The 15,176-nt window shown below is 43.8% G+C and carries 10 protein-coding genes; 7 read left to right on the forward strand and 3 right to left on the reverse strand.

Features of this window, described 5'->3' with window-relative positions; all coding sequences use genetic code 11:
* Nucleotide 1: 1 nt before the first annotated feature.
* On the reverse strand, nucleotides 2-1,171 hold the full coding sequence (locus RDP42_RS06935) for a PatB family C-S lyase (RefSeq protein WP_308763098.1): 1,170 nt from the start codon (nucleotides 1,169-1,171) through the stop codon (nucleotides 2-4).
* A gap of 355 nt (nucleotides 1,172-1,526) precedes the next feature.
* Between RDP42_RS06935 and RDP42_RS06940 the strand changes: the two genes are divergently transcribed.
* From RDP42_RS06940 to RDP42_RS06955, 4 genes are read left to right on the forward strand one after another with little or no spacing between them, the layout of a single operon-like run.
* A complete protein-coding gene (locus RDP42_RS06940; protein ID WP_308763099.1) occupies nucleotides 1,527-2,369 on the forward strand; it encodes a prephenate dehydratase in 843 nt (280 codons plus the stop codon).
* The gene (locus RDP42_RS06945) at nucleotides 2,344-3,534 is read left to right on the forward strand and encodes a pyridoxal phosphate-dependent aminotransferase (RefSeq protein ID WP_303916432.1); all 1,191 of its coding nucleotides are present in this window, start codon (nucleotides 2,344-2,346) and stop codon (nucleotides 3,532-3,534) included. Before RDP42_RS06940 ends, RDP42_RS06945 begins: the two co-directional genes overlap by 26 nt.
* Before the next feature lie 24 nt (nucleotides 3,535-3,558).
* The gene (locus RDP42_RS06950) at nucleotides 3,559-4,629 is read left to right on the forward strand and encodes a bifunctional 3-deoxy-7-phosphoheptulonate synthase/chorismate mutase type II (RefSeq protein ID WP_308763100.1); all 1,071 of its coding nucleotides are present in this window, start codon (nucleotides 3,559-3,561) and stop codon (nucleotides 4,627-4,629) included.
* A gap of 18 nt (nucleotides 4,630-4,647) precedes the next feature.
* Nucleotides 4,648-5,421 carry a prephenate dehydrogenase/arogenate dehydrogenase family protein gene (locus RDP42_RS06955; RefSeq protein ID WP_072543199.1) on the forward strand — a complete coding sequence of 258 codons (774 nt, stop codon included), beginning with the start codon at nucleotides 4,648-4,650 and terminating at the stop codon, nucleotides 5,419-5,421.
* A gap of 153 nt (nucleotides 5,422-5,574) precedes the next feature.
* Here the strand turns inward: RDP42_RS06955 and RDP42_RS06960 are convergent, their stop codons facing one another.
* Nucleotides 5,575-6,183, reverse strand: a complete 609-nt coding sequence (locus tag RDP42_RS06960) for a porin family protein (RefSeq protein ID WP_308763101.1) — start codon at nucleotides 6,181-6,183, stop codon at nucleotides 5,575-5,577.
* 214 nt (nucleotides 6,184-6,397) lie between these two features.
* A complete protein-coding gene (locus RDP42_RS06965; protein WP_308763102.1) occupies nucleotides 6,398-7,900 on the reverse strand; it encodes a family 10 glycosylhydrolase in 1,503 nt (500 codons plus the stop codon).
* A 521-nt stretch (nucleotides 7,901-8,421) separates the two neighbouring features.
* Between RDP42_RS06965 and RDP42_RS06970 the strand changes: the two genes are divergently transcribed.
* The 3 genes from RDP42_RS06970 to RDP42_RS06980 all read left to right on the forward strand — a co-directional run bounded on the left by RDP42_RS06970 (nucleotide 8,422) and on the right by RDP42_RS06980 (nucleotide 15,126).
* Complete coding sequence (locus RDP42_RS06970; RefSeq protein ID WP_308763103.1) at nucleotides 8,422-10,452, forward strand: NPCBM/NEW2 domain-containing protein; 2,031 nt, start codon at nucleotides 8,422-8,424, stop codon at nucleotides 10,450-10,452.
* Nucleotides 10,453-11,480: 1,028 nt separating this feature from the next.
* Nucleotides 11,481-14,573, forward strand: coding sequence for a hypothetical protein (locus RDP42_RS06975; protein ID WP_308763104.1), 3,093 nt, complete (start codon nucleotides 11,481-11,483; stop codon nucleotides 14,571-14,573).
* Between the two features lie 79 nt (nucleotides 14,574-14,652).
* On the forward strand, nucleotides 14,653-15,126 hold the full coding sequence (locus tag RDP42_RS06980) for a hypothetical protein (RefSeq protein WP_308763105.1): 474 nt from the start codon (nucleotides 14,653-14,655) through the stop codon (nucleotides 15,124-15,126).
* The last annotated feature ends 50 nt before the right edge of the window (nucleotides 15,127-15,176 follow it).

A 15,176-nucleotide genomic window follows, 5' to 3' on the forward strand; every position in this document is an offset into this window, starting at 1 on the left:
ATCAAAGCGTGTCGTAAGCTGCCTTCAACTGCTGCAAGGCCTTTTCCACGGTAACCCGCGGACAACCCACGTTCATCCGCATAAAACCGGCTCCTTCCTTACCAAACATCTCTCCATCGTTCAAGGCCAGTCCGGCTTTGTCCACAAAGAAAGCGTTCAATGCTTCGTGCGAAAGTCCCAGTTCCCGGCAGTCCAACCAAATCAGGTAAGAAGCCTGCGGACGCATCACCTTCATCTTAGGCATGTGAGTCTTTATATAGTCTGCCACATAATCAATATTTCCCTGAATATACGCCAGACACTGCGCCAGCCATTCCTCTCCTTCTGTATAAGCGGCCGTCACAGCAGGCCAGGCAAACACATGACCAGCATTCAATTCGCCGGCATTCAGATATGTTTCAAACCGTTCCCGTAGTACTTCGTTATAAATAAAGGTATGCGAAGCTGCTACCCCCGGCATATTAAAGGTCTTGCTGGGCGCCATAAAAGTGACAGAGTTATTGCGTGCCTTTTCCGAAACCATGGCAAACGGTATATGCTGGAAAGGAGGCAAGGTCAAATCAGCATGAATCTCGTCGGAGAATACAATCACATTGTCATCGGCACAAATCTCTGCCAGTTCTTGCAATTCTTCCTTCTTCCAGACTACCCCACCCGGATTATGAGGATTACAGAGAATCAACACCCGTATACCTTTGATGGAACGGCGAATCAAATCCAAGTCCATGCGATAGTGTCCGTCCACCTCTTTCAGCGGACATTCCACCAATCGACGGTTGTTGCGTGTTACCAGCCAGGCAAACGGATGATATACGGGTGGCATAATCATAATTTTATCGCCCGGTTCCGTAAAACAGTTGATGGCCATCCCCAGTCCGGGCACAATGCCGGGTACAAAATTAATCTCCTCTTTCTTCACCGTCATACCATAACGTTTCTTCACCCAGTCGATAATGGACTGGAAATAACTGTCCGGACGGAAAGTATATCCCAGCACCGGATGTTCGCAACGCTTGCGGATAGCGTCCAATATAAACGGAGGAGTAGCAAAATCCATGTCAGCTACCCACATGGGAATCAAATCTGAACGCCCCCATACATTCACCATACCGTCAACTTTCTCGCAGCAAGTACCCCGACGGTCTATCACTTCATCGAAATTATAGTTCATGTCTTTTATCAGTTTGTCTGTTCTATCAATGAAATATCTCTCTACAACAAAGGTAAGAAAATACCTTTACATCCGGCATTATGAACGTATTTTTTAAAAATGAGAAGAAAAATTTTGATGTAATATTTGTTTTTTAAAGAAAAGTATTACTTTTGCAGCAGAAATAACAACAAAATAACAAGAACATGAGAACATTTGCATCTTACTTCTTCTTTTACTTTTATTTCTTTTACTTTAGCAATGAAGTGAAGCGGGAGTTTGCATGCATACGGTAAAAAGAAAAATTAATTGAAATGATAATACAAAGTCCCGCTTCTATGGAGCGGGACTTTTTTTATAGTTAGAGTTATACAACATGAAGAAGATAGCCATACAAGGAGTTCCGGGCTCGTACCATGACATTGCAGCCCACAAATTTTTCAAGGACGAAGAAATCGAACTGATATGCTGCAACACTTTCGAAGAAGTGTTCGACAACCTTCGGAAAGACAGCAGCATTATCGGAATGATTGCTATTGAAAACACGATTGCCGGAAGCCTCCTTCACAATTATGAGTTGCTCAGAGACAGCGGGGCAACGATTATCGGAGAACATAAGCTGCGTATCAGCCACAGCATCATGTGCCTGCCCGGAGAAGACTGGAGCACACTGACCGAAGTCAACTCCCATCCAGTAGCACTGGCACAATGCCGGGATTTCTTGCAACATCACCCACAACTGAAAGTGGTGGAAACAGAAGACACCGCAGGCAGCGCACGCGATATCAAGGAAAAGGGACTGAAAGGACATGCCGCCATCTGCTCCAAATACGCCGCCGAACTTTACGGAATGAAAATCCTACAGGAAGGCATCGAAACCAACAAGCACAATTTCACCCGTTTCTTGGTAATATGTGACCCCTGGATGGCCGATGAACTGAAAGACCGTTCAAAAATCAACAAAGCCAACATCGTCTTTTCCCTGCCCCATAGCGAAGGGAGCCTCTCACAAGTATTGTCCATCTTCTCATTCTATCACATCAACCTGACCAAAATACAGTCATTGCCCATCATCGGACGCGAATGGGAATACCTATTCTACGTGGATGTCCTGTTCAACGACTACCTGAGATACAAACAATCAATCGACGCAGTCATGCCATTAACCAAAGCACTTAAAATTTTAGGAGAATATGCAGAAGGAGAATCAACCATATAAAATAGAGCCGGCCAACCGGTTAAGCAGTGTCAGCGAATATTATTTCAGCCGGAAACTGAAAGAAGTGGCACAAATGAATGCAGAAGGAAAGAACGTCATCAGCCTGGGAATCGGAAGTCCCGACATGCCGCCTTCAGAAGAAACCATCAACGTGCTGTGCGAAAATGCCCGCAAGCCGGACGCACACGGTTACCAGCCTACGGTAGGAATACCGGAACTGCGCAAGGCCATGGCCGACTGGTACAAGAGATGGTATAACGTAGACTTGGACCCGGCTACGGAAATCCAGCCGCTCATCGGTTCCAAGGAAGGAATCCTGCATGTCACCTTGGCACTGGTCAATCCAGGCGACCAGGTATTGGTTCCGAATCCGGGATACCCCACTTACACTTCACTGAACAAGATTTTAGGCAGTGAAATCGTAAACTATAACCTGCGGGAAGACAATCACTGGCAACCCGACTTCGACGAACTGGAAAAGATGGATTTGAGCCGGGTGAAAATCATGTGGACCAACTATCCGAACATGCCGACAGGCGCCAATGCCACACTGGAACTTTACGAAAAACTGGTCGACTTTGCCCGTCGTCACCAGCTGGTGGTGGTGAACGACAACCCCTACAGCTTTATCCTAAACCGCAAACCTCTCAGTATCCTGAACATTCCGGGAGCCAAGGAATGCTGCATTGAGTTCAACTCCATGAGCAAGAGCCACAACATGCCGGGCTGGCGTGTAGGAATGCTGGCCACCAATGCCACTTTCGTACAATGGATTCTGAAGATAAAGAGCAACATCGACTCCGGAACCTTCCGGCCTTTACAGCTGGCCGCCGCTCAAGCCTACCGCAACAGTGCAGAATGGCATGAAGAGGCCAACATCCGTACCTACGCACGCCGCCGGAAACTGGCCGAAGAAATCATGCATACCTTAGGATGTACCTTCGACCCGGAACAAGTAGGTATGTTCCTGTGGGGCCGTATTCCCGACTCTTACGCCGATGTGGAAGACCTGACCGAAAAGATTCTTCACGAGGCCCGCGTCTTCATCACTCCGGGATTCATCTTCGGCAGCAACGGAAAGCGCTACATCCGCATTTCACTTTGCGCCAAGGAACCTCAACTGGAAGAGGCTCTGAAACGCATTCAAGCAGTTATGAACAAATAAACATTACAAAAATCAAATACTACCATGGAACAATTGGATTTATTACCCATCGAACTGGAAGGTGTTTCTCAGGAACGCCCTCTGATTATTGCAGGTCCCTGCAGTGCTGAAACTGAAGAGCAAGTCATGACCACGGCCAGAGCCTTGGCCGACAAAGGCATCAAGATTTTCCGTGCCGGAATCTGGAAGCCCCGTACCAAACCGGGAGGCTTTGAGGGTATCGGTGTGGAAGGACTTTCCTGGCTGAAGGAAGTGAAAAAAGAAACCGGTATGTACGTGGCTACCGAAGTCGCTACCGCCAAACATGTATACGAATGCCTGAAAGCCGACGTAGACATCGTATGGATTGGCGCCCGTACCACTGCCAACCCGTTCGCCGTACAGGAGATTGCCGATGCCCTGAAAGGTGTGGACATTCCGGTCTATGTAAAGAATCCGGTCAATCCGGATCTGGAACTCTGGATTGGTGCCTTGGAACGTATCAACAATGCCGGACTAAAACGTATCGGAGCCATCCATCGCGGATTCTCTTCTTACGACAAGAAAATATACCGCAACCTGCCGCAGTGGCATATTCCTATTGAACTGCGTCGCCGTATTCCGAACCTGCCTATCCTGTGCGACCCGAGCCACATCGGCGGAAAGCGTGAACTGATTGCTCCGCTCTGCCAGCAGGCCATGGATTTGGGCTTCGACGGCCTCATCATCGAATCACACTGCAATCCAGAATGCGCATGGAGCGATGCCGCACAGCAAGTCACTCCCGATGTACTCGATTACATCCTGAACCTGCTGGTCATCCGTTCCGAACACCAAAGCACCGAAAACTTGAATGAACTGCGTCGCCAGATTGATGAATGCGATAATGAACTGATGGACATTCTGGCCAAACGTATGCGGGTATGCCGCGAAATCGGAACCTTCAAGAAGGAACACAATATGACCATCCTGCAGACCGGCCGTTACAACGAAATTCTGGACAAGCGAGGTGCACAAGGTTCACTTTGCGGAATGGACCCGGACTTCATCAAGCAAGTGTTTGAGATGATTCACGAAGAAAGTGTCCGCCAGCAAATGGAAATCATCAACAAGTAAGTACGAGAAGAACAAGAAATGAAGATATTGATTTTAGGAGCCGGAAAAATGGGCTCCTTCTTTACTGATGTATTGAGTTTTGAACATGAAGTAGCCGTGTACGATGTAAATCCTCAGCGACTGCGCTTCATGTACAACTGCTACCGTTTTACCCAACCGGATGAAATCAAGGAATTCCAGCCGGAACTGGTCATCAATGCCGCCACGGTGAAATATACCCTCGATGCGTTTAATCAGGTGCTTCCGCTCCTGCCCAAAGACTGCATCATCAGCGACATTGCTTCCGTGAAAACCGGATTGAAAGAATTTTACGAACACTGCGGTTTCCGTTACGTGTCCACCCACCCGATGTTCGGTCCCACGTTTGCCAACCTCGACAAGCTGAGCACCGAGAATGCCATCATCATCAAGGAAGGCGACCACTTGGGCAAGATTTTCTTCAAAGACCTCTACCAACGTCTGAAGCTGAATATCTTTGAATACACGTTCGAGGAACACGACGAAACCGTGGCCTACTCCTTGTCCATCCCGTTCGTTTCCACCTTCGTGTTTGCGGCCGTCATGAAACATCAGGATGCGCCGGGTACCACCTTCAAGCGCCACATGGCCATTGCCCAAGGTGTGCTGAGTGAAGACGATTTCCTGTTGCAGGAAATCCTGTTCAACCCCCGCACTCCGGCACAAGTGGAAGGTATCCGTACGGAACTGAACGAACTGCTGGACATTATCAGCCGAAAGGACGCGGAAGGCATGCACGCCTACCTGACCAAAATCCGTAAGAACATCAAATAATAAACTGAGAAGAAGTCTCAAGCTAAAAATACAAAAATAAAAATCCTCCTGCCTTTAGCCATAGAATGCAAAACAAACTAAAGCTAAAAACAGGAGGATTTTTATATAATCACAAATAGATTCCTTTTATCTCCAACAGATATTCATCTGCAATCAGAACCGATAGCCTACCGTCAACAAGAAAGCCAGATTCTTGTTACTTTCATCTGCAAAACTGTCCTTAATCATATTGGTAAATCCATACTGTCCGGTCAAGTTTATCAAATAATGGTCGTCCAGTTCAAACCCAACACCATACTGCAAACCTACAGCACAGCGGTTCATCATGGCCTCATCACTGTTACCAACCTTTTTAAACAACTTGGTGCCTATTTCTGCCCCACTAGATTCGACAGTCATTTTTCCACCCAAGCCAAATCCTACATACGGACCAAAGTTAACCACAAAACGATTTTTCTCTGCAATATTTATCTTTACAGCTGCCAGCAACGGAATATCCAGATACACCGGATTTATCTTTGCATCGACTCCTTCCTCACTTGTCTTACAACCCTTGCTGGTAAAGTTTAATCCAGACTGGAAAGACCACATTTCATTAAAAGCATAATCCATACCTACTCCCAGCGTATAACCCACTTTCATATCCGCCTCGCTGTTCGTGATGTTCGCCATTGACATACCTCCATGAATGTCAAATCTTGCTTGAGAATAACCTGCAATAGCCAGCAAGCCCAATAACAAAGTCAATAATGTTTTTTTCATAGCCTATAAATCTTAAGTTACGTTTCTGTCTCCTTCGAAACAAATTCATTTATTTAAAGAAACATAGAGACTCGCCATTCGGCCATGTTTCCATTCACCAAACTCTAAACCTTTCTATATATAAAAAACAAGTGTTCCTTTTTGTTCATTTTCACTAAAAACAGACCAGAAAATAAACAAAAAGGAACACTTCTATTTTTTACACTCCTACGCTTTACAACTTAATCTTCTTTGATACCGATTTCGATTCATTGTGCAGACGGTCGAGTGCGGTCACCACATAACGGTACTTCGTCTTTCCGTCTTCATACGGCAGCTTGTAGAATTCATCATGCGTAATGGCTACAATGTGAGACGGGTCATTCAAATTCACCTTTTCCTTCTTATCGAAGCGATATACCACATAATGATAAGCCTTGTCCATCTCTGTCTTGGCTTTCGGTGCCGTCCAGAACAGAATGTAACCGTCTGCCGTCCACACGGGTTTCAGCTTGCGCACCTTTCCAGGAGCCTTGTCGTCCATGAACGGCGAAGTAGGAAGCAGAGCTGGATACTTGTGGTATTCCTTCACCAGCATATCCCGGTAATTTCCCTTATTCTCTACCACTGCCGCCGCATACCACTGACAGCTACCCTGTACGGTAGGCAACGAGCGCTGCAAATTATACTTTGCCGGAATCTGGCTCTGATTCGGATTCATCAAATCTGCTTTCGATACCGTACGTATCACATCCTGACCAATATACAACGGACGAGCAGCCGCATGACGTGCCCACCAGCGAATCAAGGTCTCATAATCAGCTGCCGGATGACCAATCTCCCAGTAAATCTGCGGGATATTGTAGTCCACCCAACCGTTGTTCACCCACAACAGCACATCGGCATACAAATCATCGTAGTTCTGCAACCCATTGGTATCACTTCCGTTCGGATCGTTTTTCCGGTTCCGGTAAATACCGAATGGAGATACCCCGAACTTCACCCACGGCTTGCATTCGCGCACCGTCTCGTGAATCTCCTTAATCAGCACGTTTACATTATCCCGGCGCCAGTCGGCCCGACGGGTAAATCCGCGACCATACGCCGCAAAGCTGATATTATCCGGAAAATCCTCTCCCGGATTCGGGTATGGATAGAAGTAGTCGTCCATGTGAATGGCATCCACATCGTAACGACTCACAATGTCGCGCACAATCTTGCAGATATACTTTCTGGATTCCGGCAATCCCGGATCGAAATACAGCTGTCCGGCATACTGCACGAACCATTCCGGATGCTGGTTGTAAGGATGCATCGGCGACAATGCCCCCGTCCCTTTCGTCTTGGCCCGATACGGATTGATCCACGCATGCAGCTCCATGTTCCGCTTGTGGCATTCCTCAATCATGAACTGCAACGGGTCCCACATCGGTGAAGGAGCCTTCCCCTGCACACCTGTCAAAAAACGGCTCCACGGTTCGTAGGGCGATTTATACAGGGCATCTGCTTCCGCTCTCACCTGGAAAATGATGGCATTGATACCCGCTTTCTGCAAATTGTCCAGCTGGCTTACCAACACTTTTTTCATCTTCTCCGTAGGCATTCCCTGGAATTGTCCGTTCACACACTGTATCCATGCTCCGCGGAACTCCCGTTTGGGATAACGCACCTGCGCATGCAAGCTGCCTGCCCACAAGCTTCCCAATAGGACAAACAGCATCAATAGTTTAGTCTTCATATCTGTAAATTTTATCATATTCTTTTCCTTTCTTCAAACAATACTCCAATTAAGTCGCAAAGATACAGAAAGGTAAGAGAAGGACCAAACCAAAAGCACGCTTTTGAACGTAGCAGTTTCTATTCTGTCTGAAGGCCGATGACAAGTTCTCCATTCCCCCCACAGCAAACAAAATTCCAAACAGGTAAAGTATACTACAGCCTCTCTTTTTAAATTAAGAATTATTCACATAAATATGATTTGTCTATCCGAACATGAATGAAACTACAATAAGCAAGCAAAACAGAAAAGTATCCATACCGAAAGAACTGAAACATTTCCAAGCATAATCAGGCCTTCAACAGGAGAATCAGAACAAACAATAAGATACCACAGACATTCACTCCCAACTATCTGAAACAGAGATTCCTCACACAAACATTCATTCTCTATTCAAAATAATACATGTATATTTGGAGAGTAATCACTACACTTAAATGACCTTTAAATGAAACTCACAACTCATTTTATAAACAAGACACATGAAAAATAACCGAATCTTAATTACCGCAGGCTTGCTTCTGATCAGCACAACCATGCTTTACGGACAATCAAAAACCGTTTGGCTTGACGACCTGGATTTAACGGCTGTCACACAAGGTAATGGAGTAGCCATGAAAAACAAATCTGTAGACGGGAAAACCCTCACCATCGGAGGACAGACATTCGAACGTGGAGTAGGTACTCATTCCGTCAGCGAACTGGCCATCCAACTGGACGGAAAAGCCACTTTATTCACAGCACACGTAGGAATGGATGATGAAATTCTGGCCCATAAACCCTCCGCTGAGTTCATTGTTATTGGCGACGGCAAACAATTATGGTCCAGCGGAATCATGACTGCCGGAGATGCCGCCAAACCTTGTTCCGTATCGCTGGAAGGAATAAAAATGCTGGAACTGATAGTAGATGAAGGAAATGATAACAATTATTACGACCATGCCGACTGGGCCGATGCCAAAATCCAATCCACGGGCCCCGAAAGTTTCCCAACCATAAAGTTTATCGCCACAGAGCCCTATATACTGACTCCCCCGGCTCCGGCTACTCCAAGAATAAACAATGCCTCTGTATTCGGAGTCCGTCCAGGCTCCCCTTTCCAGTTCCAGATAGCCGTTACAGGCGACCGTCCCATGAAGTTCTCTGCCCAAGGCCTTCCCAAAGGACTGGAAATAAATCCGGAGACAGGCCTCATCACCGGAAAACTGGATAAATCAGGTACATATAAAGTAACACTGAAAGCACAGAATTCCAAAGGGAAAGCCGAACAGACCTTCCAAATCAAGTGCGGCGACCGAATCGCTCTCACTCCACCCATGGGATGGAACAGCTGGAATTGTTTCGGACATGAAGTATCAGCTGAAAAAGTGAAGAAAGCTGCCGAAGCCATGGTAAAAAGCGGGTTAATCAACTATGGATGGACTTATATAAACATAGACGATTCATGGCAGCATCACCGTGACCCCAACGACCCTACCCGGGGAGGCAAACTGCGCGACGAACAGGGTTACATTATCCCCAACGCACAATTCCCTGACATGAAAGGACTGACAGATTACATACACTCACTTGGATTGAAAACGGGCATTTATTCCTCGCCCGGTCCATGGACATGTGGAGGTTGTGCCGGAAGTTTCGGTTATGAGAAACAAGATGCAGACCAGTACGCCCGATGGGGATTTGATTATCTGAAATATGACTGGTGCAGCTATGGAGGCGTACTTGACCGCAATCTGGACACCGACCCCTACAGTGTCTCTTCTCTGGCTTTCCAAGGAGGAGGAGACTCCCTCGTAGGCAGAAAACCCTTCAAAATCATGGGAGATTATTTACGGCAGCAACCCAGAGACATCGTCTATAGCTTATGCCAGTATGGCATGGGAGACGTATGGAAATGGGGAGACTCCGTAGGCGGACAAAGCTGGCGTACGACCAACGACATTACCGACACCTGGGAAAGCGTAAAAAACATCGCTCTCTCCCAAGACCGTTCTGCAGCCTGGTCCAAACCTGGAAACTGGAACGATCCGGATATGCTGGTTCTCGGTATTGTAGGTTGGGGAAATCCACATCAAACCAAACTGAAGCCCGACGAGCAATATCTTCATTTCAGTCTTTGGAGCCTGTTTTCCGCTCCTCTCTTAATAGGATGTGATTTGGAAAAACTGGATGACTTCACATTCAACCTGCTGACAAACAATGAAGCCATAGCTATTGATCAGGATCCTCTTGGCAAACAAGCCACGTGTGTATATCAAATTGGAGAACTGCGAATTTACGTAAAAGAACTGGCCGACGGAGGAAAAGCGGTCGGTTTCTGTAACTTCGACCGGGAAAAAGCAGACATTTCTTTCCATGAGTTTGACAAATTGGGCATCACCGGTACACAAACAGTACGCGACCTCTGGCGACAAAAGGACATCAAGACACTCGATACCCGCCAGGAATCCCTTTCACTTCATGTTCCAGCCCATGGAGTATTACTCTATAAATTCAAACCCGCCCACAAATAAATTTTTAGAACCGAAAGAGACTGTTTCATTTTTCCGAAACAGTCTCTTTTTTATTTTTACCATTGATAACCACCGTATCATTCAGAATCCCCCTATATCAAAAAACAAACCTCAGGACAAATTCTCTGTTTCACACTGTGGGATACAAAAACCACAGTGTGGGATATATATTTCACACTGTGGTACACAAATCCCGCAGTGTGGGACAGAGAAAAGACAAAGACATACAGAAATAGACACAACTACAACTGAATTTAGGAATTCTTCTACAATACAGTCAGAAAAAACATCTCCTCGCACAATGTTACCGACAGTCCAAAGATACGATCATCCCTATTTAGAAAGAGGATATTCTGCTAATTATAAGGCACATAAATATACGGATAAACAAATATATTCTTTGACATATGAATTATTTATTATACTTTAGCAGTATTGCAAAACATGGATCATTCTTTTTGTAAAAAAATGGACACATTTTTGTTTACATTAGCAATGTTCTTGGGATTATGCAATATAACTTTTTCAACCATTCTACCATACACTACCGAAAAGGGTTTATGTATAAATCTATCTCGAACATAAGGGGAGAATATTGACCTAATTCTTTACGACAACTGAAAACGTCACAGATTTCACAGTTAATGATGAATCTGGTAAATGCCAATAAAAAGTCCCTATCTCTGTCGGACTATATCAATCATAACTTGCCTCGCCAATGTCATTACTTAGATAAACAATTTATAATAAAAAGAGGTAAAAAAACTCACCTCCACATTAGATATTAATGAAAATGAGTTAGAATATTTTTGTATAAATAGCCTATTTAGCATACTTAGACAAACTTTTTAGACAAAAAGAACAAATATTCTTTTTCATAAAGGATAAAAAGAGAAAATTATCACAAAAACCCACAGGAATCATCCAAATTATAAAATTTGTCTATTCATATCGTATGATTTGTCTTTTTATAAATATATGCAATAATCTACAATTAGACAAGTAGAAACGAGCTAAATGCGATAAATTTGAATCACGATGCTAAGGGGAGGACAAAGAAAGGACCTTTAACACCAAATGAGATAAGAAATTTATTTTTAATTAAACTTTCAAGAATTATGAAAAAAAGATTCTATGGAGCCCTCGTTTTGGGAAGTTTACTTCTCGCTGGGGGTGCAGTAACTTCTTGTTCAGATTATGATGATGACATTAATAATCTGAACCAGCGAGTAGACGCTGTTGAAAAGACACTGGCTGACTTAAAAACAGCCATTGAAGGAGGTGTCACCATCAATAGCATTGAAACTACCGATAACGGTATCGTTATCAAAACAAGCAAAGGCGACTTCACCATTACTAATGGTAGTGGCCAGGCAGGATGCACTGTAGAAATTGGTCCTAACGGAACTTGGGTAATCAATGGTACAGACACCGGGAAACCGTCAAAAGGTGCTGATGGCGCTTACTACGAACCAAATGCAGAAACCAATACTTGGTGGAAAGTAGAAGGCGACCAGAAGACAGACACGGGAATTTCATATTTGGCAAGCGGTACAATCACTGCCGTATATGATAAGGTGAACGGAGAATTGTTGTTGAGTGGTGTAGATGGCTATGAAGGCACTTTAGTTTTGTCTTTGACTACAGGATTGAAGTCATTGGTATTCCAGCCTGATTTCTATTATGAAGGTATTGAAGCAATGTCTGTAGGTACATACAAGTACACGGAAAAAACAGTAGCAGCTGTTGATATTGATAAGGATTGTTCTACAGATGCTCCAACTGAAGGGGGAAAAGTTGCAATGTCTCCGGGCTTGGTAGCTAACTATCACATGAACCCGTCTAATGCAGACATTAACAAGATTGAACAATTGTCTTTCATTAGTGCTGACAAAAATTATACAAGAGCTGAAGGTGATGTAGTAAAAGCCACAGTTACCAGCAAAGAAGCAAAAGACGGTATCTTGACTGTACATGCTCAACTGACAGATGGTACAATTAAAGATATTAAAGATGATAAGAAAGTTACCGTATTAGCTTTACAGGCTAACTACAAGAATGCAGAAGAAAAGGTAGACACTGTCATTACTTCTGACTATGCCGCTGTAAAAGCCGTTAATTATGAAGACCTTAAATTGGCACATGTTGATGCTACCGGTGCGGATAGACATTTGTATACTACCGCAGCAGAAGCTATTGCAAATCCAGCCGATTATGAAGTTGTATGGAACGATGAAGGAATGGATATAGCTGAATTAATTCAGACACACTATGATGACATGAGCGATCCTGACTACCCAAATGGAGAGCACACCGCATGGGATGTGAATGCTAAATCAGGCACTGTTGAAAAATACGGATTTGAATATAGCTACGAATTGGTAGGTTACCACAAAGGAAGCAACGAAACTTCTGAAAGTGCACACGCTGCATTGCAAGGTTCTATTTTGAGACCTCAAATGCCGGATAAAGGTAAGCACCAAGACTTTGGAGCTGCACAAAATCAAGCAGAAATCGACCGTGAACCGCTGGTACGTGTAATCTTGAAAGATAAAGTCAGCAATAAAATTGCTTCTGTGGGTTACATTAAATTCAAAATCGTAGCTGAAGCAGCTGAAAGCAAAGTTGTTTTACCTGTTTCCTTCTCATTCGATGACAAATACACAGTAGATTGTACAGAAAATGAACTTAAACTGGAAATTGCATGGCATGACTTCGAAGAAGATATCTTGGCTAAGCTTGAAGAAACAGCAGGTATCTCCAAAGAAGAATTCCACAACGACTTTAAGTTGGAAGGTGGAAATGACAATGCTACTCAGTTCGATGGAGCGCTTGTAACCTCTCAGCCTACTACCAAGAAAGGTATCGTTAAACAAACTATTACAGACCAAGGTCCAGAACAAACTGAAATTCTTACTTGGACATTGAAGAACAATGAGGCTTATCAATTGTTCAAGAACAATGCAAGTATCTCTGTAGTTGTACGTTATGCGAAAGAAGTTGAAGCCGGTATTTATGAGTATATTTACGTAACATTGACTTGGGCACCGGAGCCACTTAATATAAAACCTGCGGGTGATTTAGCAAATTCTGATAAGATTAGCAATTATTGGTATGCTTATAACTCAGCAACTCCAGGATCTGGATACGATGAAATTCATGCCAATGTTGAAACTGTAGGACAATCAGCTGATGCTGACGACGAGTTCAAATCAGACATCTTGAATACATTTGTAGGAAATGACGTCACAGTATCAAACGTTGCTGAAGCTTATGCTGCATTCCAGAATGATAAACTGACTAAGGAATTCACATTTGTAGATCCACAGGATAGCAAAATGACCCCGGTTAAGGGTAACTCTGGCACAATGTATGACATCACAGTCAGTGCAGACGGTAAGACATTGTATGCAAATGTAGTGGGCAATCCGCTTGTAAAACAACCAGTAGTTGTAATCAACCAAACTGCTACAGAAGCTGTTTTGGAATATCAAGGAAAAGATGATAATGCAAATTATTCATTTGCAAGAGATATCTTAAATGCTGCTGACCATGCACAATTTACAGAAGATTCAGAGGGTAAGAAAACATTTACTGCACAAATGCAAATCAATGCAGAAAATTGTGATTATGTACCATTCGAACTCAGCAATAATACATTCTCTGCGAAGTTCTTACGTCCGATCACAATCAGCGACCCACATGAAACGAACTTTGTAGATGCTACAACAGGTGGTGCCAAAGCAGCTTTGAAGTTAACATTCATTGACTGGCGTGACCATGACTTCGACAATAAGGCAGTAACTGGTACTCACAATTATTATACGTATTATGGCGTTGAATCTATCGAACAGAATGGTGATATCTTGACTGACTTGAATGGAACATCAGGTGTATTTGATAGAAAATTAAAGGATGTAACCAAAAATGTAGAATTTACATTTGCCGCTCCAACAGCAGCAGATATTCAAAATAACCACAACTTTGGAACACTTACATACCTGAATAATGGTACAACAGTAGGTAACTTCCAGATCAAGGTTCCATTTGATGTTACATACGATTGGGGTACAATCAAAGTATGGGTAGTATGCAAGATTTCTCAGACAGAAGCTAACTAAGCCAATGCCTAGAATTCTTAAGACAATAAGATAAGGGGCTTGAAAAAGCCCCTTATTTTTTACTTTTAAACATAAAACGATGAAAAGACTTAATATTGTTGCTATTGCAATCTGCTTATTCAGTTTACTTTCATGCCAGTCTGGGAAAAAAGACCAGAAGGCAGAAGAATCTGTATCCACTGAAATAAATAGTTTTACCGACGGACTGGTAAAAGAAGATACCTTAGCTGTAAAAAAACTGGTAAACGATTATATGACGTACGCACAGAACGGACAATATGCCGAAGCTGCCGCGATGTTATTCAAACCCGACACAGCAGATATATGGAGTGAGCCCGTTTCTCTCACCAATGAGGAAATGGAAAAAGTAATAAATGCATTAAAGCTCTTTCCGGTGCAAAGCTTCGAAATCAGCAAAATAAAATTTAAAACCGCAGTAGACAATGAAGTAGAATGTAAGTTTACCATTAAGGACAGACAATCGGTGTCCAGCAAAATCAGCTTCAAACCCATGAATTATCTTGGAGGATGGAGACTTTGCCTATCAGATTAATGCAAATTATAAAGACAAATGCCCCTTGCTTAAAGCATCTATTTTACTCA

This window comes from uncultured Bacteroides sp. (assembly GCF_902472605.1).
Lineage (GTDB): Bacteria > Bacteroidota > Bacteroidia > Bacteroidales > Bacteroidaceae > Phocaeicola.